Source organism: Pseudomonas sp. P7548 (genome assembly GCF_013386585.1).
Lineage (GTDB): Bacteria > Pseudomonadota > Gammaproteobacteria > Pseudomonadales > Pseudomonadaceae > Aquipseudomonas.
The window spans coordinates 33,821-57,048 of record NZ_JACARO010000061.1; the positions used below are offsets into that span (position 1 = coordinate 33,821).

Annotated in this window: 10 protein-coding genes; 8 read left to right on the forward strand and 2 right to left on the reverse strand. The window is 60.6% G+C overall.

Annotated elements, in window-relative coordinates; all coding sequences use genetic code 11:
- Positions 1–27 precede the first annotated feature (27 nt).
- Genes HX803_RS23150 through HX803_RS23160 form a run of 3 tightly spaced genes read left to right on the forward strand, consistent with a single transcriptional unit; the run spans position 28 to position 12,832 of the window.
- Positions 28–11,760, forward strand: a complete 11,733-nt coding sequence (locus HX803_RS23150; protein ID WP_256732915.1) for a filamentous hemagglutinin N-terminal domain-containing protein — start codon at positions 28–30, stop codon at positions 11,758–11,760.
- A gap of 2 nt (positions 11,761–11,762) precedes the next feature.
- Positions 11,763–12,173: a hypothetical protein gene (locus HX803_RS23155; protein ID WP_178923849.1), complete on the forward strand. Its 411-nt coding sequence runs from the start codon at positions 11,763–11,765 to the stop codon at positions 12,171–12,173.
- 50 nt (positions 12,174–12,223) lie between these two features.
- On the forward strand, positions 12,224–12,832 hold the full coding sequence (locus HX803_RS23160; RefSeq protein ID WP_178923851.1) for a hypothetical protein: 609 nt from the start codon (positions 12,224–12,226) through the stop codon (positions 12,830–12,832).
- Positions 12,833–12,909: 77 nt separating this feature from the next.
- On the opposite strand, the gene HX803_RS23165 is transcribed toward HX803_RS23160, so the two are convergent.
- Entirely contained in the window at positions 12,910–13,824 is a 915-nt protein-coding gene (locus HX803_RS23165) for a LysR substrate-binding domain-containing protein (RefSeq protein ID WP_010210548.1), read from the reverse strand.
- 268 nt (positions 13,825–14,092) lie between these two features.
- Between HX803_RS23165 and HX803_RS23170 the strand changes: the two genes are divergently transcribed.
- From HX803_RS23170 to pgm, 4 genes are all read left to right on the forward strand, one after another.
- Positions 14,093–15,115, forward strand: coding sequence for a zinc-dependent alcohol dehydrogenase family protein (locus HX803_RS23170; protein ID WP_071483319.1), 1,023 nt, complete (start codon positions 14,093–14,095; stop codon positions 15,113–15,115).
- 714 nt (positions 15,116–15,829) lie between these two features.
- Entirely contained in the window at positions 15,830–17,266 is a 1,437-nt protein-coding gene (locus tag HX803_RS23175) for a hypothetical protein (protein ID WP_178923853.1), read from the forward strand.
- Positions 17,263–18,669: a PLP-dependent aminotransferase family protein gene (locus HX803_RS23180; RefSeq protein ID WP_178923855.1), complete on the forward strand. Its 1,407-nt coding sequence runs from the start codon at positions 17,263–17,265 to the stop codon at positions 18,667–18,669. Before HX803_RS23175 ends, HX803_RS23180 begins: the two co-directional genes overlap by 4 nt.
- Positions 18,670–18,774: 105 nt before the next feature.
- Positions 18,775–20,418: a phosphoglucomutase (alpha-D-glucose-1,6-bisphosphate-dependent) gene (pgm, locus tag HX803_RS23185; protein WP_178923857.1), complete on the forward strand. Its 1,644-nt coding sequence runs from the start codon at positions 18,775–18,777 to the stop codon at positions 20,416–20,418.
- Between the two features lie 131 nt (positions 20,419–20,549).
- On the opposite strand, the gene HX803_RS23190 is transcribed toward pgm, so the two are convergent.
- Positions 20,550–21,245, reverse strand: coding sequence for a pirin family protein (locus tag HX803_RS23190; RefSeq protein ID WP_178923859.1), 696 nt, complete (start codon positions 21,243–21,245; stop codon positions 20,550–20,552).
- Between the two features lie 219 nt (positions 21,246–21,464).
- Here HX803_RS23190 and HX803_RS23195 point away from each other — a divergent pair.
- Positions 21,465–23,228 (forward strand): UvrD-helicase domain-containing protein (locus HX803_RS23195; RefSeq protein WP_178923861.1); only part of this gene is annotated, 1,764 nt, incomplete at its 3' end.

Here is a 23,228-nt window from a genome sequence, read left to right on the forward strand (position 1 = left end):
ACCGCCCTTTGGGCATCGAGACACGACATGGATGTTCGTCAGTTCGCTTTCCTTGCCCGCCAACCTTCTGCGGCCGTAAAAAACCGTACTACCTTCCTGGGCATGCCCAAGCGTGGGCTGGCATTGGTTTTGGCCAACGCCATGTTCTGGCAACCGTTGCTGGCCCAGGCGGACGGTATCGCAGTAAGCGGGCCGGGGACCACGCTGGGGCAGGCGGGCAATGGCGTGCCGATCGTCAATATCGCAGCGCCGAATGCCAGCGGGCTGTCGCATAACCAGTTCAAGGACTACAACGTCGGCGCCAACGGCCTCATCCTCAACAACGCGACGAATCGCACCGAGTCCACGCAGCTGGGCGGGATCATTCTCGGCAACAGCAACCTCAGCGGTCGCGCCGCCAGCACCATCCTCAATGAAGTCAACGGCGGTAGCCCAAGCCAGCTACGCGGCTACACCGAAGTGGCGGGCCAATCCGCTCATGTGATCGTCGCCAACCCATACGGCATCACCTGCAATGGCTGCGGATTTATCAATACACCACAGGCGACGCTGACCACCGGTAAAGCAGTGATTGAAAACGGCCAGGTCGGCCGCTATCAGGTCGATCAAGGCAACGTCTCCATCGAAGGCGCCGGGCTCAACGCCAACAATATCGACCGCTTCGAAATCATCACCCGCTCGGCCAAGCTCAATGCCGAGATCCAGGCCAAGAACCTGACGATTATCGCCGGCGCCAACGACGTCGATGCCAAGACCCTCAAAACCACGGCGCGTGCCGCTGACCCGGCGACCGCCCCTCAACTGGCCATTGACTCTTCGGCGTTAGGCGGTATGTACGCCGGCGCAATCAAGCTGGTCAGCAGTGAAGCCGGCGTGGGCGTGAAGCTCGACGGCAAGATGCTCGCCAGTGGCGGCGACATGCAGCTGGATGCCAATGGCCACTTGAGTCTTGTGGAAACTTCGGCGAGCGGTGCCGTCAACATCAAGGCTGCCAGCCTGGAAGCCAAAGGGCCGGTCTACGCCGGCACCACACTGGACATCAAGACCCAAGGCGACCTGACCAGCCAGAACAACCTTGTCGCCAAGGACCGCATCACGCTCGCCAGTGGCGGCCAGTTGACCAACAACGGCATTATCGAAGCCGGGGTCAATCTCGATAACACCCGCAATACCGAGGGCGATGTCAGCATCCACGCGCAAAGCCTCGGCAACCTTGGCAAGACCATCCTTGCCAGCCGTGACCTCGACATCACCACCACCCAGAGCCTGAACAACAAAGGCGGCACCCTGAGCGGGCAGCGGCAGACGACCGTCACCGCCGGCACCCTCGACAACAGCAACAAGGGCCGGGTGCTCAGCGCCGACGGTCTGACCTTGACTGCCGACAAAGCGGTGAACGACCAGGGCGGTCTGATCGCCAGCAACGGCGACCTGGTGGCCAACGTCGGCGAGCTGAGCAATCGCGGCGGGGAAATTTCCAGCCTGGCCGATGTCACCCTGAGTGTCGCCAGCCTCGATAACACCTCGGGCCTGATCGCGGCTGAAAAGGGATTCGGTCTCACTGCCAGCGGCGCGATCAATAACCGTGACGGCACCTTGTCGAGTTCAACCCAGGTCACGTTGAAAGGCCTCAGCCTGGACAATACCCGGGGGCAGATCACCGGCGACCTGGGCTTGAGCATCGACCTCAGCGGCGCCTTGGATAACCACGCGGGGACCTTGGGTTCCGGCAAGGGCCTGACCCTGACCGCCGCCAGCCTGGACAACCGCGCGGCGGGCACGGTGCTGGCAGCCGGCGGCACACTGAGCGCCACCCTCCAAGGCGTATTCGACAACCGTGAACAGGGCAAGCTGCGCGCCACGGACAGCATCGAACTGGGCACCGGCAGCCTGGACAATCGCGGCGGCAGCCTGGCGGGCAAGGGTCACCTGACCTTGCGCGGCGGTTCGGCGGACAATCGTGGCGGCCTGATCCAGGCCGACAAGGACCTCACGCTGCGAGTCGATCAACTGGACAACCGCGACAAGGGCAACCTGGTTGCCAAGGCGGCCATCGGCTTTGAAGGCGTCCGTCTGGACAACAGCGGCGGCCTGCTCAGCTCGGTCGGCCCGGTCAATCTCAAGGCCAAGGAGGTGGTTAACACCTTGGGCCGTATTGCCAGCCAGGCCGACCTCGAAGCCCGCATCGACAGCCTGAGCCAGCAGGGCGGGGCGTTGGTGGCCCAGGGCTCTCTGCTGCTGACCGGCAAAAATCTCGACAACCGTAACGGCGGCACGCTCGCCAGCACCCAGGGCCTGACCGTCCAGGTCGAACAGATCGACAACCGGGCCGGCGAGCTTTCCAGCACCCACGGCAGCGTCAATGTCAGTGGCCAGCGCCTGGACAACAGCGATGGCGGCAAGCTGTTGGCTGAAACTGATCTTGGCGTCGCTGTGGCACACGTGATCAACCAGACCCAGGGCCGTCTGTTCGCCAAGGGCAGCGTCAACCTCAACGGCACCCAACTGGATAACAGCGGCGGGACTCTCGCCGCCCTCAAAGGCCTGGATATCCGCCTCGATGGCGCGCTGCTCAACAACAGCGGCTTTCTCAGCAGCGAAGGTGCCGTGGGCCTCAAGGTTGGCAGCCTGGATAACACGGCCGGTAAGCTCGGCAGCGCCGCAGACCTGTCGATCGACAGCCGTGGCGCGGTGCTCAATCAGCGCGGTTCGATCCTCACAGACCAGGGCCTGGTACTCGCCAGTACAAGTCTCGACAACAGCCACGCAGGCCTGATCAGCGGCCAGGGCGCGACCCGCGTCACCACCGGCACCCTCGACAATAGCCAGAGCGGCCGGCTGACCAGCGACGACCGCCTGGACCTGACGGCCACCCAGGTCAGTAACGGTGCTTCCGGCCGTATTGCCAGTGCCAAGGACCTGACCGTAAGCCTCACCGGCCTCGACCAGCAGGGCGGCGAGCTCTTCAGCAAGACCCAACTGAGCCTCGACCTGAACAACGGCCGCCTGGACAACAGCGGCGGCCTGATCAACGGCCCGCTGCTGGTGCTCAAGAACCTCGACGAGGTGGTCAACAGGGGCGGTGAAATCTCCAGCGCCCAGGCCTTTGCCCTGGCTGCTAAAAGCCTCGACAACAGCGCAGGCAAGTTGCTGAGCAACCAGGGCCTGACCCTGCGTATCGATCAGGCGCTTAACAACATCAAGGGGCTGGTGGCTGCCGCGTCTCTCGACAGCCGTAGCGCCAGCCTGGACAACAGCCAGGGCCTGATCAGCAGCCGGGGTGCGGTCGACCTCGGGGTGAGCGGGGCGTTTATCAACCAGGGCGGCACCCTGGTGGGCGACGGCGCGCTCCTGTTGACCGCCAATAGCCTGGATAACAGCAACGGCGCCGTCTCCGGCAAGGCCGATGTCACGGCGAATATCGCCGCCCTGGACAACCGCAACGGCAAGCTGATCGCCAGCGGTGCGCTGGCCCTGAGCGGGGCCTCCGTGGATAACCGCCTGAACGGTCTGGTCGGGGCGACAAAAGCGCTGACACTCGATGTCGACGCGATCGACAACCGTGGCGGCGAACTCTCCAGCAGCGCCGATATCCGCCTGACTGGCAAACGCCTGGACAACAGCGACAGCGGCAAGCTGCTCGCCGATACCGCGCTGACCCTCGAAATGGCTCAGGTGCTCAACCGCAATCTGGGACTGCTCAAGGGCAAGACCGGTGTCACGCTGGATGGCCAGACCCTCGACAATACCGGCGGCCAGCTACTCAGTGGCCAAGATGCACGCGTCACCCTCGGCGCTGACCTCGACAACAGCGCAGGCCTGATCAGCAGCGAAGGCCAACTGGATATCACCAGTGCCGGGCTAACCAACACTGCCGGCAGCCTGTCGAGTGCCGGGGCGCTCAAGGTCAAGGCTAACGGCGCCTTGGGTAACAGCGGCGGACGCCTGGTCAGTGACAGCGGTATCAAGCTGAGCAGTGAGCGCCTCGACAATTCCCAGCTGGGTGTTATCAGTGGTAAGGGGGCGGTCACGGTCAGTACCGGGGCCTATGACAATAACACCGGCAGCCTGAGCAGCGGCGACAGCCTGACCCTGACGGCAGGGCAGGTCAGCAACAAGAACGGCCGCATCGGCAGCGACAAGGCCTTGGTTGCCAGCGTCACCGGCCTCGACCAGCAGGACGGCAAGCTCTTCAGCAACACGGCACTGACCCTGGACCTGAACAACGGTCAACTGAATAACCAGAACGGCCTGATCAATGCGCCGTCACTGGTGCTCAACAACCTCAAGGGCGTAAACAACAGCGGCGGTGAGATCTCCAGTGCGCAGGCCTTCGCATTGGCCGCCGACAGCCTGGATAACAGCAACGGCAAACTGCTGAGTAACCAGGGCGTGACTCTGCAGATCAATCAGGCACTGAGCAACCTTAAAGGCCAGATCGCCGCCGCCGCGCTCGATCTCCGCGCCGCCAGCCTCGACAACAGCGGCGGCGTCGTGACCAGCCGTGGCGACCTCGCCCTGACCACCAGCGGCCAACTGAGCAACCGCAACCAGGGCCTGATCAACGCTGCCCAAACCCTGAACGTCAGCAGCGCCGACCTCGACAACCAAGGCGGTAGCCTGCTGGGTGCCAGCGCCGTGACCCTCAACGCCATGGCCCTGAACAACAGCGCCAAGGGCCTGATCAACAGCCAGGGCGGCCTGACGATCAACGCCAACAACCTGGATTCCGGCAGTGGCGGCGAAGTCTCGGCCAAGGGCGATATCGACCTGACCCTCGGCGCGCTGGCCCAGAACGGCGGCCGCCTGCTCGGCGACCAGGCTATTCGCCTTGACCTGGCGGGCGGTGATCTCGACAACCGCAACGGCCTGCTCAACGCCAAGGGCCCCCTGACCCTCAACCGTTTGCGCGACCTGAGCAATCAGGGCGGCGAAATTTCCAGCAGCCAGAGCTTCAACCTCACCGCACGCACGCTGGACAATAGCGGCGGCAAGCTGATCAGCAACAACCAGTTGGGCGTGACCGGCAACAACCTGATCAACCAGGGCGGCCTGGTTTCCGGTTGGCAAGGGCTGGCCGTCAACGGCGCGAGCCTGGACAACCGCAATAGCGGCACCTTGTCCAGTCGCAGCGGTAACCTGGATGTCAACCTCAGTGGCGCATTGCTCAACAGCAACGCCGGTGCGCTGGTCAGCCAGCAGGCCCTGACCGTCAACGCGGCCAGCCTGGACAACAGCGCCGGTATTCTTTCCAGTGGCGCGGCTCAGCGCCTGACAGTCAGCGGTGTGTTGAACAACGCCCAGGGCGGCTCCATCGACAGCGCCGCCACCCTGACACTGCGCGCCATGGCCCTGAACAACACCGGCAGTATCAGCGCGCAACAGGCCCTGGATTTCACCGGCACCACCCTGGACAACCGCAACGGAACCCTGAGTGGTAAGGGCGCGGTCAGCCTCGATCTGCTCGGCGCTCTGACCAACAGCGACGGCAAGCTCGCCAGCGGCGGACCGCTGGTCATCAGCCGCAGCAGCCAAGTCGACAACCAGGGCGGCCAACTGGTCAGCCAAGGCTTACTGAGCCTGCTCACTGGCAGCCTGGATAACCGCAATCGCGGTACCGTCGCGGCCAATGACAACCTGGTAATCGGCAGCACCGGCGCCGTACAGAACAACAGTGACGGTCTGATCTACAGCCAGAACGGAGACGTACGCCTCAATGCCGCGAGCCTTGCCAACGGCAAGGGATCCCTGCAGGCACACGGTGCACTGAACCTGACGGTCAGCGGTGATATCGACAACCAGAGCGGCAGGCTGATCTCCCAGAATGGCGACCTGAGTGTCGGCGCGGCCAACCTCGACAACCGTGGCGGTACCCTGGCCAGCATCCAGGGCGCCATCGACGGCCGTATCGTCGGCGTGCTGAAAAACGGCTATGACCTGAACAACAATCGCCAGGGCGGTATCCTCCAGGCCCAGCGCCTTACCCTCAGCGCCCTGGGCGGGACCGACAACTACGGCGGACGGATCGCGGCGCAAAGCGGCGATGCCCTGATCACCACCGGCGACTTCGACAACCGCAATGGCGGCCTGTACGCCAAGGGCCTGGTACAGGTCCGCGGCAACAACTTCGACAACAGCGGCGATAACGACGGGCAGATCGCCGGCCAGCGAATCGACCTCAGCCTCAACGGCGCGCTGAACAACCGCCTGGGCGTGATTGAAAGCGACAGCAGTTTGAGCGTGCGCGCGGCCAGCCTCGATAACCAGACCGGACAGATCCGTGCACTGGGCGCCAGCGGCAAGACCGACTTCCAGATCGGCGGCCTGTTCGACAACCGCAACGGCAAGCTGGAAACCGCCAACAGCGACCTGACCCTCAATGCCGCCAGCTTCCAGAACCTCGGCGGCAGCCTGCTGCACGTGGGCAACGGCACCTTTGATATCAGCACCGCCAATATCACCAACGCCGGCGGCAGCCTGGTCACCCGTGGTGGCCTGACGCTCACGGCGGACAGCTGGACCAACAGCAGCGTGATCCAGGCCGGACGCCTGACGGTGAACGTCAACACCCTTAACCAGACGGCGGGCGGGCAATTGCTGGCCTCCGAGAGCCTGACCGGCAACGGCGGCAACTGGAACAACGATGGGTTGATTGCCAGTGACGGCACGGCCAACCTGACCCTTGGCGGCACCTACGGCGGCAGCGGGCGCTACAGCAGCGTCGGCACCCTGGGACTGAGCGCGGCTCAGGTGAACCTGGACGTTGCCACGAGCATTGCCGGCGGCGCAGATACCACGATCAATGCCGGTGGCTTGAGCAACGCCGGGCGCCTGACGTCCAACGGCTCGATGACCGTCACCGCCAATGGCATCGGCAACACGGGCACGCTGGGCGCGGCCCAGGACCTGACGCTGAAGACGCCCACCCTGGTGAACGACCACGGCCTGATCTTCAGTGGCCGCAACATGGGCTTGCTGGTCAATGACTTCACCAACAACAACGGCAATGTCTACAGCATCGGCAACCTGAACATCTCGGGCCTCAATGGCGGTCGCGCCAACAGCGTGACCAACCTGGCGTCCTCGATCAACGTTGATGGGGATTTCTCGCTGTCGGCCAACAGTTTCAACAACAAGACCGAAGGGGTTATTGGCATAGAGCGGCTGGTGTCGGGCGACATCACGTTTAACGGCAGTACGTTTTATATCGCTGAAAACTACACCTCGGAGTCGACCATCAGCGGCACGCGAGCGAGCGTGGCGGTGGCCGGAAACATTGAGGGTGATGTCGGCCGTTTTTCCAACACCGCCTCGACGATTTCCGCCGGCAAGAATATTCGCCTGAACGTGGACACCTTCGAGAACCTGGGCTTGGAGGCCGGCAACTTCACCCGTAACCGGGTCTATACCGGCGTGCGCAATGTCTTCAATAACAAAACCATGTCGAGCGACGCGCTGGAAGCTTACGCGCGACGATATTCCCAGTACGTCTACCGATACACCAAGACCGTGCATGAACCCGATAAAGGCGGGACTCACACCGAGCTCAACGATTACGGCAAGCAAAAAACCAATACCTTGAACGCCAATTTCGGCCAGGGACCGGATGTGGCCGTTCCTGCTGGCATCCTGGCGGGCAACCTCAACAGTGACAACAAGGTGTTTACCGCAGGGGGTGGCAGTGTTGCTTCGGTGGTCCAGGCCGGCCAGGCGATACAGATCAACGCCAAGAACACCATCGACAACAGCAACCTGCATGCCAATACCCAGTTCTCCGGGACGACGAAAAGCGGGGCCGGTACCCAGGTCGGCAACGTGGCCAAGCCGACGGTCGTCTACTTGAACCCACAGTTGCCGCCGAACCTGGCCCAGCAGCGGGTGGATCCGCTGGCGTCCCAAGGTTTCAGCCTGCCCAGCGGGCAAAACGGTCTGTTCCGCCTGAGCGGGCAGGGTGGTTCTGCGACCCAGGCCAGCCAAGCCAGCACCGGGTCACAGACCTGGAGCATGGGCAGCGCGGCAGTCAGCAATGCCCAGCGGCAACAGGGCGCGGATGACGTGCAGGCGCGCAACCTGCAGTTCAGCGATGCGGCGCGGATCGCCGCGAGCACGCTTCAACTCGAACAAACGACCCGCCAGGCCACGGGCGGCGGTGTGTCCGGCAGCGTGATCAATGTCAATACTCCGGGTGATTCCGGCAGTGTCCAGTTACCGGGTCAGGTGGGCGGGATTTCGCCGGTAGGCAGCCAGGTCATCACTCGCGTGCAGGGCCTGCCGGACACCTCGGGCAGGTCCAATCCGCAGAAGTACCTGATCGAAACCAACCCGGTACTCACCGACCTCAAGCAGTTCATGAGTTCGGACTACCTGCTGGCGAATCTCGGCTACAACCCTGATCAAAGCGCCAAACGCCTGGGCGACGGTTTCTATGAGCAGAAGCTGATCCAGCAGGCGGTGGTCGAGCGTACCGGTCAACGTTTCATCGATGGCCAGACCTCTGACGAAGCGCTTTACAAGTACCTGATGGACAACGCCATCAAGAGCAAGCAACAGCTCGACCTGTCGGTGGGGGTCAGCCTGACGTCCCAGCAGGTCGCGGCGCTGACCCACGATATCGTCTGGCTTGAAGAGCATGAGGTCAATGGCGAGAAGGTCCTGGTGCCGGTGCTTTACCTGGCCCAGGCCACCAATCGCCTGGCGCCGAACGGGGCGCTGATTCAGGGCGCGGATGTCACGCTGATTGCCGGCAAGGACCTGAATAACGCCGGTACGTTGCGGGCGAGCAACAACCTTTCTGCCACTGCGTTTAACAATCTGGTCAACAGCGGTTTGATCGAGGCTGGTAACCGCCTGGATCTGCTGGCAGGTAACGACATTGTCAATAAGGCGGGCGGTGTCATCGCGGGGCGTGACATCACCATGACCGCCGTCGCCGGCGATGTGATCAACCAACGCACGGTGGCGGGCAATGACGTCAATTACAAAGGGTACAGCGGGCACAACGAGTATGCCGACAGCGGCGCTCGGATAGAGGCGGCGAACGACCTGACCATCAACGCCGCGCGGGATTTCGTCAGCACCGGCAGTACGTTGCAAAGTGGCGGTGACACTAAGATTACCGCGGGCCGGGATGCCATTATTGGCGCTGCTGAGCAGCACAACAGCGTGGTGGCTGGCGCCAAGAGCAACAGCGTTACCCAGTACGGCTCGGAGGTAACGGTGGGGCGTGACCTCTCTGTCCTGGCGGGGCGTGATCTGGCGGTGGTTGCCAGCCAAATAGAGGCAAACCGCAACATCGATTTTGACGCAGGCGCAAACCTGACGGTGACTTCGGCTGCCGACGAAAGCCATTCGTATTCCAAGTCGAAGAAGGTCACGGCGCAGGAAGACCACGTCAAACAAGTTTCCAGTGTCATCAGCGCCGGGCAAGACGTTACGTTCAATGCCGGCAAAGATATGGAGCTGATCTCGAGTCGCATCAATGCCGGCAACGAGGCGTACCTGGTAGCGGCTGGAAAACTGGACGTACTGGCGGCCCAGGACACCGATTACTCGCTGTATGACAAAAAGGACAAGGGCAGTTGGGGGCGCAAGCAGACCAAGCGCGATGAGGTGACCACAACCGTCAACGTGGGCACCCAGATCACCACGGGGAGTGATCTGACGCTGATCAGCGGTGGTGACCAGCGTTATCAGGTGGCCAAGCTTACCAGTGGCAAAGATTTGATCATCGACAGTGGCGGTTCGATCACCTTTGAGGCGGTGAAAGACCTGCACCAGGAGAGTCACGAGAAGTCCAAGAACAGCATGGCCTGGACCTCAATGTCGGGTAAGGGGCACACCGACGAGACGGTACGTCAGACGCAAATGACGGCTCAGGGAGAGTTGGTGATCAATGCCGTTGACGGCTTGAACATCGATATCAAACAGATCAACCAACAGACCGTCCACCAAGCTATCAACGCGATGGTTGCTGCCGACCCGCAGTTGGCGTGGCTGGCAGAGGCGGAGAAACGCGGTGATGTGGACTGGCGCCGCGTCGAAGAAATTCACACCCACTTCAAGTATTCCCATTCGGGGCTTGGCCCCGCCGCTCAGGTGGTGCTGGCGATCGCGCTGGCGGTAGTCACCGGCGGTGCGGGCCTGGGTGCCGGCATGGTAGGGGCAAGCGCCGGTACGTTTGCCGGTGGGTTTGCCGATGCCGTGCTGGCGGCGGTCATGAATAAAGCCGTCAACAGTGTGATCAGTAACAAAGGCAACCTCGGCGGCACGCTCAAAGACATCACCAGCAAAGACGCAATGAAAGGCTATGTCGTCTCGGGCTTCATGGGCGGCATTGGTGGGGCAATGGGGTATGACCCGACCACCTTGGGTTTTGACTGGAACAGCGTGGGCCAGGTCGTTCTCAAGACCGGCGCCGAAACGGTCGTGCAGACCGCAATCAACGGCGGCAGTCTGGGCGATAACTTTGCCAACAACCTTTTGGGCTCGGTGATCAGTATTGCCGGCGCCGTGGCCGCCAAACAGATCGGTAACACCAATCTGGTTGACGGTAGCCCCACCAAGATTGCTGCCCATGCGTTGCTGGGTGGCTTGAAGTCGATGGCCATGGGGGGCGACTTCCAGACAGGTGCCTTGGCAGGCGGCGCCAACGAAGCACTGGTGCAATACCTTGCGGAGTTGGCATTGCCAGCGAACTACAAGCCGAATCAACCTGGCGATCAACAGGCTCAACTCAACTTGATGGCGATGTCTCAGCTGCTGGGGGTTCTGGCGGCTGTAGTGACGGGCGGCGATCCGGAAATCGCAGCTAACATCGCGGCCAACGCCACTCAGTACAACTATCTGAGCCATTCGGATCTGGAGCGGGCATCCAAGGAGCTTTTAGGGTGCGGTGACGACACAGCATGTGCGTTAGATGGTTACACGAAATACCACGACCTGAGCGCGAAGCAGACGGCTGACGCCTTTGTCGCCTGCGCAGATGACATAAACGCCTGCGCACGTATCTCGAAACTCGTGAGCGAAGCGGAGGTGGACTCGGCCAAATTCAAGGACATGGCTGCCAGTGCTCCTCCTGCCGTTGCGAACATGCTTAATAGGCTGATTGCCGAAAATTACGGTTTTCAGAATGACTTGGCAGGCGTTACATCCGGCACCGTTACCGAGCTTTTGGCCTCCAAGCTTGGTATGTCTCCGGAGCGTGCTGCAGCGCTTGTCGTTGCAGTCAGATTGGCTGTTGCGGCGTTTAATACGGCAAAAAGTAGTGGCAGCGCAAAAGGCTTGGATGGTCCAAACGGCACCGGTGGTACTACAGTTGACAGGGGTGGGCCCGCTGTTCCGCCGGCCTCAAAACCGGGTTCCCCTGCGTCGCAAGCCGATGGTGACTTTGGCTACTTAAACCAACCGGAACCAATTAAGCCAGCGGCCTTTTTTGATGCTCAAGCTTCAGCTAAGAGTTTCATTAATAATGGTAGGATTAGCGCCGCAGATTTACAAAAATTGGTTCCGCCTGGCACGCCAGATCTATTCAAACCTTCAGCTACTATCACCGACGGTAGCAAGTTCCAGTACACGTTGAATGGCCAGCGGGTCGAGATAAAGTGGCATGCTCCAGATGCGAACGCTGCCATAAATCATGTAGGTTCGAACTCGGGTGCTGGATGGACCGCGCAAATAAAAATAGGAAATAAACTGCTGGGCCAAGACGGCGTGCTTTACCGGAAGCCTTCGAATACAACCCATATACCTGTGGATTTCTAAACATGAAAAATCTTGAATATTACGCGGCGCTGCCAGATTTCATGACCAGGGAGGAGCTTGAAACGGCGTTTGCAGAGTTGTTGGATGAGTTCGAATCAAAAAAAAAGTACAGCGCGCAGCTTATAAAGTCATTGGTGCAACTGAGTGACAGGCAGTGGCATACCTATAGCGTGTTAGACAACAGCCTCAGACAGCGAATTGAACATTGCTTGTTGTCTTTATGGAATGGGCATGATCTGGAACAGGCTGAAGAAGTTATTAGTATAATGGCGAGCTTAGGGCTTGAGGCGATAAAAACTTTCCTGGCCTCACGCTTGCCTAAAGACGTGTCGCCGGAAGTTTTTAATGAGATTTCACTCGCGCTATCTGAGTTTGGTGACTCCGTATCAGACCCGTATATTGGTATGCGCTAAATAGCGGCGACACGGTTGCGAATAACTGGCTACTTTTCTAAGGAATATCAATGTTGAAATCCCTGCTGCCTGTCATTGTCCTTTCATTTCTGATGGGCTGTACAAACCACTCAGCTATCAATCAAGAAACCGTCAGCTCGTCCACTACACCTATTGCACATTCATTCGAGCAAGCCATCCAGTTGGCTCGCGCAACGCCGTTGCCGGTTGATCGTGGTCTATTTCCAGAACGCTGGGAGATCGACGCATCTGACCCTCGACTCGAGGTTGGTCAGGCGCCCGGTAACTACCGAGTGTTCGACTTCAAACTGCGCAAGGGCCAAACCTACGTCATCAACGTCATTTCGATGTGCAATAACATGTGTTTCGGTTTTTCGAAAACAATACTGAAACCACGCGTAACGGTAGTCGATTCGCAGGGTAAGCTCGTTGCCGACCATCTGGAGGGGCAGAATCCCCTGTCAATTGAATGGTCCGGCGTCGCACCTGCGGACGGTAGGTATTTTCTGATTGTCTCAGCAGATAATGAGAAGCCAGGCGCGACGGTGCTTACTGTGAACGCCCCCGTGCCGGGATACACCGGAATGATCGTTCCGGTCGGCATGGCGAGTGCGCCATTCGGGAAAGTTATTGCCTATTTGGGAATTCCCGAAGGTTGAAGTAACTGGAGGTGGATGGATCCCCATAGTCTATGAAAAGGCATAAATGATCAGATAAACAGCCTGCCCTACAACGCCTAAAGACTCTCAGGATCCCCAAAAAACATCTGAATCCGCGACCGCAACCACCGCTCCCCCGGGTCATTATCCTGCGACCCACGCCACGCCATGTGCAGTTCAAAGCTGCGCACCGGCAACGGCGGATCTTCCGCGCGCAACCCGCCCGCCGACGTCAACGCCTCAGCCGCATAATCCGGCACGGTCGCCAGAATGTCGGTGCCCGCCAACAACGTCCCCAATCCATTGAACTGCGGCACCGCCAACACCACGTGGCGCTTGCGGTCGAGCTTCTCCAGCTCTTCGTCAATAAACCCACTCAGGTCGCCGGCAAACGACACCAGCGCATGGGGGCGGGCGCAGAAGTCGTCCAGGCTAAGGGAGCCCGGCACGCTGTCGGCACGCAGCAGTTTGGGCAGGCTGCGACGCAGGACCTTGCGCTTGGCGTTGGCCGGCAGGTCGGCGGTGTAGCTGACGCCGATGGAGATTTCGCCGGAGGCCAGCAAGCCCGGCATCAGGATGTAGTTGACGCGGCGTACCACCAGCACGATGCCCGGGGCTTCGGCACGCAGGCGCTTGAGCAATTGCGGCAGCAGGGCGAATTCGACGTCGTCGGACAGGCCGATGCGGAATACGGCGGTGCTGGTGGCCGGGTCGAACTCGGCAGCACGGCTGACGGCGGTGGAGATCGAGTCCAGGGCCGGGGAGAGCAGGGCGAAGATTTCCACGGCGCGGGCCGAGGGCTCCATGCTGCGGCCGGTGCGTACAAACAGCGGGTCATCGAACAGCCCGCGCAGGCGTGACAAGGCCGCGCTGATGGCCGGCTGGCCGAGGAAGAGTTTCTCGGCAGCGCGGGTCACACTGCGCTCATGCATCAAGGTTTCGAATACGATCAAGAGGTTAAGGTCGACACGACGCAGGTCGTTACGGTTCATCTTGTGTCCTGGAAGAGTCAGCAAACTTGACGTGAGCGGCCATCCTGGAACCCTTCAGATTCCATTTAGAAGCATGACCGGCATGAATCTTACGGGTAAAGACTGGTACTCTGCACCGGCTAATTGAGTTTTCCTACGATTGTTGAGGTCGATTCCTCAGTTGCGGAATCAATGACAGGCATGTCGACTATTAACGGCGACCGGTGGTCTTACCCGGAAAGCCCAGATAGAGTTCATGGCATTAGAGGTTACTTTGACGAGGTTTGCGATGTCCCGCACGATCCGTTTTCACAAGTTTGGTCCGGCCGAGGTGCTCAAGTGCGAAGAGCATGTAGCCGCGCAGCCCGCACCGGGCGAAGTGCAGGTGCGTGTCGACGCGATTGGCATCAGCTGGTACGACATTCTCTGGCGCCAGAACCTGGCGTCTTCCCATGCGCGCCTGCCTTCAGGGCTTGGCCATGAGATGGCCGGGGTAGTGGTTGCCCTGGGCGACGGCGTGGATGACTTGGCGGTGGGCGATAAAGTGGCCAGTTTTCCGGCCGAGAGCCCCAATGATTACCCGGTGTATGGCGAGCAGATTGTTTTGCCGCGTTCAGCCCTGACCCGTTACCCGGATGTGTTGAGCCCGATTGAAGCCAGCGTGCACTACACGCCGTTGCTGATTGCTTACTTTGCCTACGTGGACCTGGCGCGGGTCAAGCCCGGCCAGTTTGCCCTGGTGACCGACGCCAGCCATTGTGCCGGCCCGTCTTTTGTACAGCTGGGCAAAGCCCTGGGTGTGCGGGTGATTGCTGCGACCAAAGACAGTGCGGAGCGTGAATACCTGCTGTCCCTGGGCGCCGAAAAAGTCATCGTGACTGAGGAGCAGGACTTGCTGATGCAGATCAACAAGTTCACCGACAACCGCGGTGTCGACGTGGTGTTCGATGGCCTGGGCGGCCCGCAGATGTCGTTGCTGGGGGATGTGTTGGCCCCGCGTGGCAGCTTGGTGCTGTACGGATTGCAAGGCGGCAACCAGACACCATTCCCGGCGTGTGCGGCGTTCCAGAAGAATATCCAGTTCTTCGTGCACTGCATCGGTAACTTCACGGGCAAGCCCGAGTTGGGCATCATTCAGGACCAGGTTGCCTTGCAACGGGCCTTGCGTGACATCAACCAACTGACTGCAGACCGTGTGTTGGTGCCGCTGAAGACCACCGTGTTCCCGTTCAATCAGTTCGTGGAAGCGCACCGTTACATGGACGAATGCCCATGTCGCGAACGAGTTGCGTTGCAAGTCGAAGCTGTTTGAAGCGTAGGAATATTCTTAAACGAGTCTTTCAACCCCGTGGCGTATGGGGCAAATACGCCATTTGGGAAGGCGTAACCTGCGCGTTGCATGACGCGCGCGACCGCCGCCAAGTCCTGTAAACGATACCTTTCTCCCTCACGCCGCCCTGAATCCCAGCGCGGCGTCTTTGTGTGTGCGTCTTGCGCGCGCTGTCGGTTGTCTATCTGAACTGGTTTTTGGCCAGGTTCTGTGTCTGTTAATCATTATTCCAGCCTTGATAATTGTGCTGTCACTGTCATCTCAAGGACTGAGCAATGATTGAATCAACTATTCTAGTGCAGGCACTTCCTGCAACTAATGGCTCTGCATTTACCTGGCATCAGGGTGAAGAGTGTTTTCGGGTGAGATCTCAAATTGTCACCGTACAAACAGAAACGGTTGGCGTGATTTATTTGTGGGATAGATCTTTTAAATCAGGGTTAAGAGTGTGTAGGAAGTTGTCGGAATCCTCCTAAGGCGCTACCAGGAGCCGCCAAGAGGCCCTGTGTCCGCGCCCTTGCCAGCGCAGGCCCTCTGGAGGGTCAAGCATGCAGTTCAGATCGTCTTGTTACAGGGTGCTAGTGTCTATTTATCGAAAGGCCCCTGTGTCGAGCGACATTCTTACAACCGTAACAGGTCGAGCAGACACGATTATCAGTGGCTCGAAACTTATACTTAAACTCAGGTATTAGAACGATGAGCGCTATTCACGAACAGGCCATGACTTATGTTTATCAGCAAGTCCTGCAACGTTTGATCGGGCACTTCAACCGTGCGGAACGCACCGCACTTCAACTGTTGATCCAGCGTATTGTCGTGGCTGCCGGTGGTATGGAACAAGTGGGTGACTACAAGGTGCTGGTGGCCCATGGAGGCGGCGAAGTCAGCAGTTACACCCTGGCCTTGTTGCGGGCCGCGCAATTGACCATCGCCGGGCGCGCGCCCAGGACGTTCCAGCTGCGGGTCGCCACGTTGCGCCACGCCGGGATGACCCAGGCCAGCCTGGACACACTTCAACGCGGCTACGGCCGACTGTTCTTCCATGACGATCCCAGGGTCGAACTGCTGATGGTGGACAATCAAGAAGTGATGCCATTCAACCATCAGCGCCCGGCATCCGCCCTCGGGCTTGAACTCAGCCAGCGCAACCGGCTGATGGTAGGGCACCTGACGTCCGGGGACATACGCGCCACGCTGTGCAATGACACCTACCTGGCCCTGGGTGACTTCTACCAGCGTGTCACCAGCTACAATGGCGGGGTGCACGCCGTGGTCAGTGGTGACTCCGGACGCAAGCAAAGCCAGTTCCTGGCCTGGCTGAAAAAATCCGCGCAAAGCGCAGGCCTTGTCATCCCCAAGGGCAAGCCTGCGTCGCTTAATGGGCTGTATGCGCGCATGGACGAATGGAGCAACGGTTATTACCGTGAACTGTACGGCGAGCACTATGTCGAGCGTGATGACCGCTGCAAGGGCGGGCATCGTCAGCTGGCCTACATCGGTATTGCCGACTTGCTGGAGAATATCGAGCCGCTTGACAGTAGCCTGCTCAACGACTTCATGGCTTACGCGGCCGATCCCTTGGGTTTTCACTTCAGTAACCCGATGTATGCCAACCCGTTGTTGATGGCCCACCTGCGGGGCCTGCAGGCGGAGTGCCTGAGGGAGTTGGACTATGAAGCGGGTGCTGAAAGCTTCGTCATACAAGCGGCCAACGCCCTGCACGATCGCCAGATTCCGGAACAACTGCTGGCCCAGGCTGCAACGCGGGAGGGGCGTGCGTTGGCGTCCGCCTATGCCCAGCAGTTTTTCGGCGTGGAGGAGGGGGCGCTGGTCTGCCTGCTGTTCTCGCCGTTCATTCATCACGGCGAGCGCCTGGAGGGTTACTTGCGCCAGTGTCACCCGGGCATGCTGGTGGCGTTGCCTGAGTTGCACAAAATACTCCAGGGCAAGCCCGCGGCCGACCTGCTCCAGCAATGGGTGGTCGACACCAGTGGGCTGTCATTGCAGCTGCTTCAGCACCTGTACCGCCAGCGGCCATCGCCGCTGGCCGCCGACCACGGCGCGTGCAGCCATCGCCAGGCGCACTCGACGCCCCCACGCCAAGCGCAGGCCTTCCAGCTGTTCGGGCGATGACTCCGCGCGGCACGCGGCAGGCCGGCTTTGCCTATCAGGCGGTCTATCGCTACATGATCAACCTGATCAATGAGGTCAGTACCGATACCCGGGTGAAACTGCCGTCGCTGCGGCAGTTGTCCGAGCGCCTGAATGTGTCGATTTCCACCATCCAATATGCGTATTCGCTGCTTGAGAAGGAAGGACGGGTCTATTCCGTGGCCAAGTCCGGTTACTACGCCTGGCCACTGGCGGGCAGCCCGGCGACATCGCCGGGGGGGGATTTGCTCGAAAGGCTGTACGTGGCGACTCGTCGGCCGGGGATGGTGGTGCTCAGCGGCGATGAACCCACGCTGCTGGCATCACTGGATGCAACCCTGCTGCGACTGGAACGTGAGTTGGTACGCCAGTACCCACGCCAGTTGCAGCCCTGGTCCCAGCCTTGTGGTGTATGGGAGCTGCGAGCGGCATTGGCGGCCCGTTACACCACCTCGCCGACCCGCTGCTGGCACGCCGACGACGTCTACATTGGCGCCGACCTTCGTGGTGTGCTGGATATCCTCATCGAAGTGCTGGCTTTGCGCGGCACCACGGTGGTGGTCGAGTCGCCGTGCGACTGGCTGATACTGCGGCTCTTGCAGGATGCCGGGGTGCGCGTCATCGAGCTGCCGTGGACCGCTGAGGGGCGGCTCGACCTGGTGCTGCTGGAAGGGCTGCTGCGCGAAGAACCGGTGCACTTGGTGCTGTTGTCGTCCGCCATCAGCCTACCGTCGGGGGTGGCCCTGCATCCCCGCGACCGGCTGGACGTCGCGCGGCTGCTGGACCAGTACGGTTGCTGGCTGCTGGAGAATGACACGCAGGGCGAGTTGAGCTTCGCAGCGGCTCAGGCGCCACTGCGTGAGCTGGTCAACCCGGAACGGCTGGTTGTGTTTTCATCCTTCGAGAAAGTGCTCGGCCCCGAGGCGCCTTACGGTTATGTAGTGTCCCGGCGCATGAGCAGTGAGTTGCAACGCCAGTTCCTGTTGCGGGCGTTCCGGCTGTCGTCCATTCGCCAGCGTGCGATCGCTCGCCTGTACCACAGCGGGCGGATCGACCAGCATCTGCGCAGCCTGCGCCTGTTGTTGCAGGAACAAGCCGAGGCGGTCAGCCAGCGTCTGGAACTGCACCTGGGGCATCAGGTGAGCTATCGCATGCCGGCAGGCGGGGCAGCGTTCTGGTTGAGGGCAGCCCATGCCGTGGATATGCGCCAAGTGTTCCAGTGCATGCTCGCGCAACAAGTCGTGGTGGCCCCCGGCGAGCTGTTCAGCCTCAGCGGCCTGCATCACCAGCAGGTGCGCATCAGCCATACCTTCCAGGGGCATCCCAACCTGGACATGACCCTGGCTGCCCTGAGCGAAGCCCTGCGGCATGCACAGGTGGGTTGAGCGCGTGAAATTTCTCTTGTTGATGTAGGATCGATACCGTCGCGCAGTAGTCCAACTCTCAGTAAACTGTCACTTTTTCCGAATCCTTCTTCTTGAGGTTTATGCATGACAATCAGTCCTTTTGCGGGCAAGCCGGCGCCAGCCCAGTTGCTGGTGGATATCCCGCGACTGGTCACGGCCTATTACACGGGCCAGCCTGATGCAGCGATCTCCACCCAACGCGTGGCCTTTGGCACGTCCGGGCACCGTGGCAGCTCGTTCGAGCTGAGCTTCAACGAATGGCATGTGCTCGCCATCAGCCAGGCCATCTGTCTGTACCGCGAAGCCCAGGGCATCAACGGCCCGCTGTTTGTCGGCCTGGACACTCACGCGCTGTCTACGCCTGCCGGTGCCAGCGCCCTGGAAGTGCTGGCCGCCAACGGCGTGCACGTAATGCTGGCCGAAGGTGATGAGTACACGCCGACCCCGGCCATTTCCCACGCCATCATCTGCTACAACCGCGGCCGCACCACTGGCCTGGCGGACGGCATCGTTATCACGCCGTCACATAACCCACCGCAGAGTGGCGGCTACAAGTACAACCCACCCAATGGCGGGCCGGCTGACACCCACGTCACCAAGTGGATCGAAGCCAAAGCCAATGAACTGCTGGCCAACAAGCTCGCCGGCGTCAAGCGCATCACTCACGCGCAGGCCCTCAAGGCCGACACCACCCATCGCCATGACTACCTCAACAGCTACGTGGCCGACCTGGTCAACGTGATCGACATGGACGCGATCCGCAGTGCCGACCTGCGCCTGGGCGTAGACCCGCTGGGCGGAGCAGGGGTGCGCTACTGGTCGGCGATTGCCGAGCATTACCGCTTGAACCTGGACGTGGTGAACACTGAAGTCGATTCGACCTTTCGCTTCATGAGCGTCGACTGGGACGGCCAGATCCGCATGGACCCTTCCTCGAGCTTCGCCATGCAAGGCCTGATTGGCCTGAAGGAGCGCTTTGACGTGGCCTTCGCCTGCGACCCGGACCACGACCGCCATGGCATCGTGACCCCGTCCGGTGGCCTGTTGGCACCGAACAACTATTTGGCGGTGTCCATCGACTACCTGTTCCAGAACCGTCCTGACTGGCGCGCTGACGCCGCCGTGGGCAAGACCGTGGTCAGCAGCGGCCTGATCGACCGCGTGGCCGCACGCATCGGCCGCCGCCTGTATGAAGTGCCGGTAGGCTTCAAATGGTTTGCCGATGGCCTGTTTGAAGGCTCGCTGGGCTTTGGCGGTGAAGAAAGCGCCGGCGCTTCGTTCTTGCGCAAGGACGGCACCGTCTGGAGCACCGACAAGGACGGCCTGATTCCTGCGTTGCTGGCGGCGGAGATGACTTCGCGCAAAGGCCAGGACCCGAGCCAGATCTACCGTGGCCTGACCGACGCCCTGGGTGAGCCGTTCGCCATTCGTGTCGATGCCAAGGCAACACCGGCGCAGAAAGCCTTGCTGGGCAAACTGTCGCCGGAGCAAGTCACCTCCACGCAACTGGCCGGGGAAAGCATCCAGCAGATCCTCAGCCACGCGCCGGGCAACAACCAGGCGATTGGCGGCTTGAAAGTGATGACCGAAAACGGCTGGTTTGCCGCGCGACCATCGGGTACCGAGGACATCTACAAGATCTACGCCGAAAGCTTTATTGGCGAAGACCACCTCAAGCAACTGGTGGAAGAGGCGCAGGTGTTGGTAGACGGTGCTATCTCCCAGTAACACTGCAACATAACCTGTGGGAGCGGCGGTGCGACGATTCGACGTGCTCGCGAATGCGGACGGTCAGTCGCTGAATAGGTTGACTGATCCACCGCATTCGCGAGCAAGCCCGCTCCCACATTGGGACAATGTTAGGCCAAGTCGACCAACACGATCTCACTGTCCTCAATCGCCGTCACCCGCAACACCTGCTCATCCTCAATCGCCACGCCGTCTCGGGCTTGCGCACGCAAGCCATTGACTTCAATCACACCGGTCGCCGGCACCAGGTACGCCCGACGCCCGCTATCCAGCACATACTCGGCACTTTCCCCAGCCTTCAGGTTGGCCGCTACCAGGCGTGCATCGGCGCGAATGCGCAGGCTTTCGCTGTCCCCGGACTTGCCACTGGCCAAGGTTACAAAGCCTTCGCGATCACCTTTTGGAAACGGCTTGGCCCCCCAGGAAGGCGGCAGGCCGGCTTCATTCGGGATGATCCAGATCTGGAAGATCTCCGTCGGCGTGGCCTCCAGGTTGTATTCGCTGTGGGCAATGCCGGTGCCTGCGCTCATGACCTGTACGTCGCCGGCCTCGGTGCGGCCTTTGTTGCCCAGGTTGTCGGCATGGCTGATGGCGCCTTTGCGCACGTAGGTGATGATTTCCATGTCGCGATGCGGGTGCTGCGGGAAGCCGGTGCCGGGGGCGATGATGTCGTCGTTCCACACCCGCAGGTTGCCCCAGTGCATACGCTTGGGGTCATGGTATTCGGCGAACGAAAAATGGTGATGAGCGTCAAGCCAGCCATGGTGGGCGCCGCCCAGGGAGTTGAAAGGTCGAAGTTCAAGCATGATCGTCTCCAGTTGATGGCATCTATGATCCAACAGCCCTAGATCGATAAAAAGCGTAAAAACTTCCGTGTTCCTATCGGTTCTCTCGATGAGTTGCCGGCGTTTTGACTTTCACTTCATCGCCTAACTGCATGACAACAAAGCAATTGGCTGGAACTGCGCGCGGTTTCCGGCGACCATGGCGCACTCTTCAAAGCCAAGCTCATCGCAGGAGTCCGCGTGCCGCAACAACAGCCTGATCTGCCCCCTGAACTGCGCCCACTGGCCGAAATGCCCCTGCTCAAGCGGCTGGCCGCGCGCCTGTTTGGTCATGGTCTGACGCGCTTGCGGGCGCAGCACCGTTTTTCGTGGCTGCACGGGCAGGCGGATGGGTTCCGCAGTGGGCATGAAGCCGGCGTGGAATATGGTTACCGCGAGGGCAAGGCCGATGGCATCGAGGAAGGGCGCCAAGTCCTGTTGATCCGTGACTTTCGTCCCGAGGAGCACCGTGCCCCCGGCGTTGACGACAGCTTGTTCGATGACTGGCGCCTGCCCCTGACCGCCGAGATCAAGAAACGTATCAAGGCTGACGTGGCGCGCCTGCTGCCGGCCCATGCCCAGCCCAGTGCTGCGCAGTGGAAGATGATCTTCAGTGACACGCCCTCGACCTCCGTGATTGCAGGCGCGGGTGCCGGCAAGTCGACCTCGCTGGTGCTGCGCATCCTGTTGCTGACCCATTACCTGGGGTTTGAGCTGAGCTCGATGACCGTGGTGACCTTCACCCGTGAGTCACGCAAGGATTTCATCAATAAGCTCATGGAAGTTCTCAGCCTGTGGGGGCAACCCCTTGGCATGAAAGAAGCCCAGGCCGTGGTGCGTACCTTTCACTCGCGGATTCTGCCCATGGTGCGCAGCCTGCCGGGCTTCGAGCGGCTACAGGCCTTCGAGACCCTGAGTGCCGGTTTCGAAGACGCCGACAGCAATCCGTTCGATCTGCGTATCAGCGATGCCCAGCGTCAACAGATGAATGCCTGCTATCACCGGCTCTATGGCCAGCATGCACGTTTTCGCGAGCTGATTGCGCCGCTGGCCCGACATGGCTTGCAACTCAAGGAGCTGGAGCGCGACCACCCCGACGTGCAAAAGCGCATGGCGGTGACCGAACTGGCTGCCAAGCGTGATGAAGAACTCTGCGATGTGATCGAAGACCTGTGGTTCAGGGCCGGTGTCTGGCCAATCAAAGGCATTGAACCCAATCGTCAGACCGTCGAGATCAATGGCGCGCAGTTCCACTGTCACGGGTACATCCCTGAGCTGGACGCCTGGGTGGTGCTGGGTTTCGATCCCCGCGAAAACGCCCAGATCAGTCGTCCCAACTCGAAACTGTCGGTGCGTGCAGAGTGGGCGGTGAAACGCACCTTGTTTCAAGCTTTCTGTCGTAATCCGTTGATATGGTTAGATAATTATGAGTCATCAAAACGGTTATTAAACAGCTTGGCCGGTGACGCCACAGCGGGGCCTGGCTTTGATTACAAGGTCAAGGGCGAGCTGGCCTCGGCGCCGCTGCTGGACAGTTTTGTGATGGCGGCAGGCTTTATCGAGAACCTCGGCCTCGACGTCCCCACCGCCGTCGGCCAGATGAGTTTTGCCAAGGACGACCCTGATCGGTTCTTCTTCGAGGCCCTGAGCATTTTCTGGAAGGCCCTGGAAGACCACTTGCTCGACCAGTCGCCGCCGATCATGACCTATAACCGCATGTTTTCGCTGTTTGGTGAGAACACCCCGGAAAACCTCAAGCTGCTCAGCGATCCGCTGTTGCGGCCGATGTCGCACCTGATGATCGACGAGTTCCAGGACGTGTCCCCGCAGATCGTCTCGTGGATTCGCGCCAGCCTGCGGGAAATCCGCAGCCGGGGCCCGGCCATGCATGTAGGGCGCGGGGCGCAACGCTCTTCGTTGCTGTGCGTGGGGGACGACTGGCAGTCGATCTACGGCTGGCGTGGC

What these genes read in the sequence shown, in the direction of transcription:
- HX803_RS23190 (WP_178923859.1), bottom strand. Translation starts at nt 21,245, where the DNA reads ATGCTTGAACTTCGACCTTTCAACTCCCTGGGCGGCGCCCACCATGGC.
- HX803_RS23165 (WP_010210548.1), bottom strand. Translation starts at nt 13,824, where the DNA reads ATGAACCGTAACGACCTGCGTCGTGTCGACCTTAACCTCTTGATCGTA.
- HX803_RS23175 (WP_178923853.1), top strand. Translation starts at nt 15,830, where the DNA reads ATGAGCGCTATTCACGAACAGGCCATGACTTATGTTTATCAGCAAGTC.
- HX803_RS23160 (WP_178923851.1), top strand. Translation starts at nt 12,224, where the DNA reads ATGTTGAAATCCCTGCTGCCTGTCATTGTCCTTTCATTTCTGATGGGC.
- HX803_RS23150 (WP_256732915.1), top strand. Translation starts at nt 28, where the DNA reads ATGGATGTTCGTCAGTTCGCTTTCCTTGCCCGCCAACCTTCTGCGGCC.
- HX803_RS23170 (WP_071483319.1), top strand. Translation starts at nt 14,093, where the DNA reads ATGTCCCGCACGATCCGTTTTCACAAGTTTGGTCCGGCCGAGGTGCTC.
- pgm (WP_178923857.1), top strand. Translation starts at nt 18,775, where the DNA reads ATGACAATCAGTCCTTTTGCGGGCAAGCCGGCGCCAGCCCAGTTGCTG.
- HX803_RS23155 (WP_178923849.1), top strand. Translation starts at nt 11,763, where the DNA reads ATGAAAAATCTTGAATATTACGCGGCGCTGCCAGATTTCATGACCAGG.
- HX803_RS23180 (WP_178923855.1), top strand. Translation starts at nt 17,263, where the DNA reads ATGACTCCGCGCGGCACGCGGCAGGCCGGCTTTGCCTATCAGGCGGTC.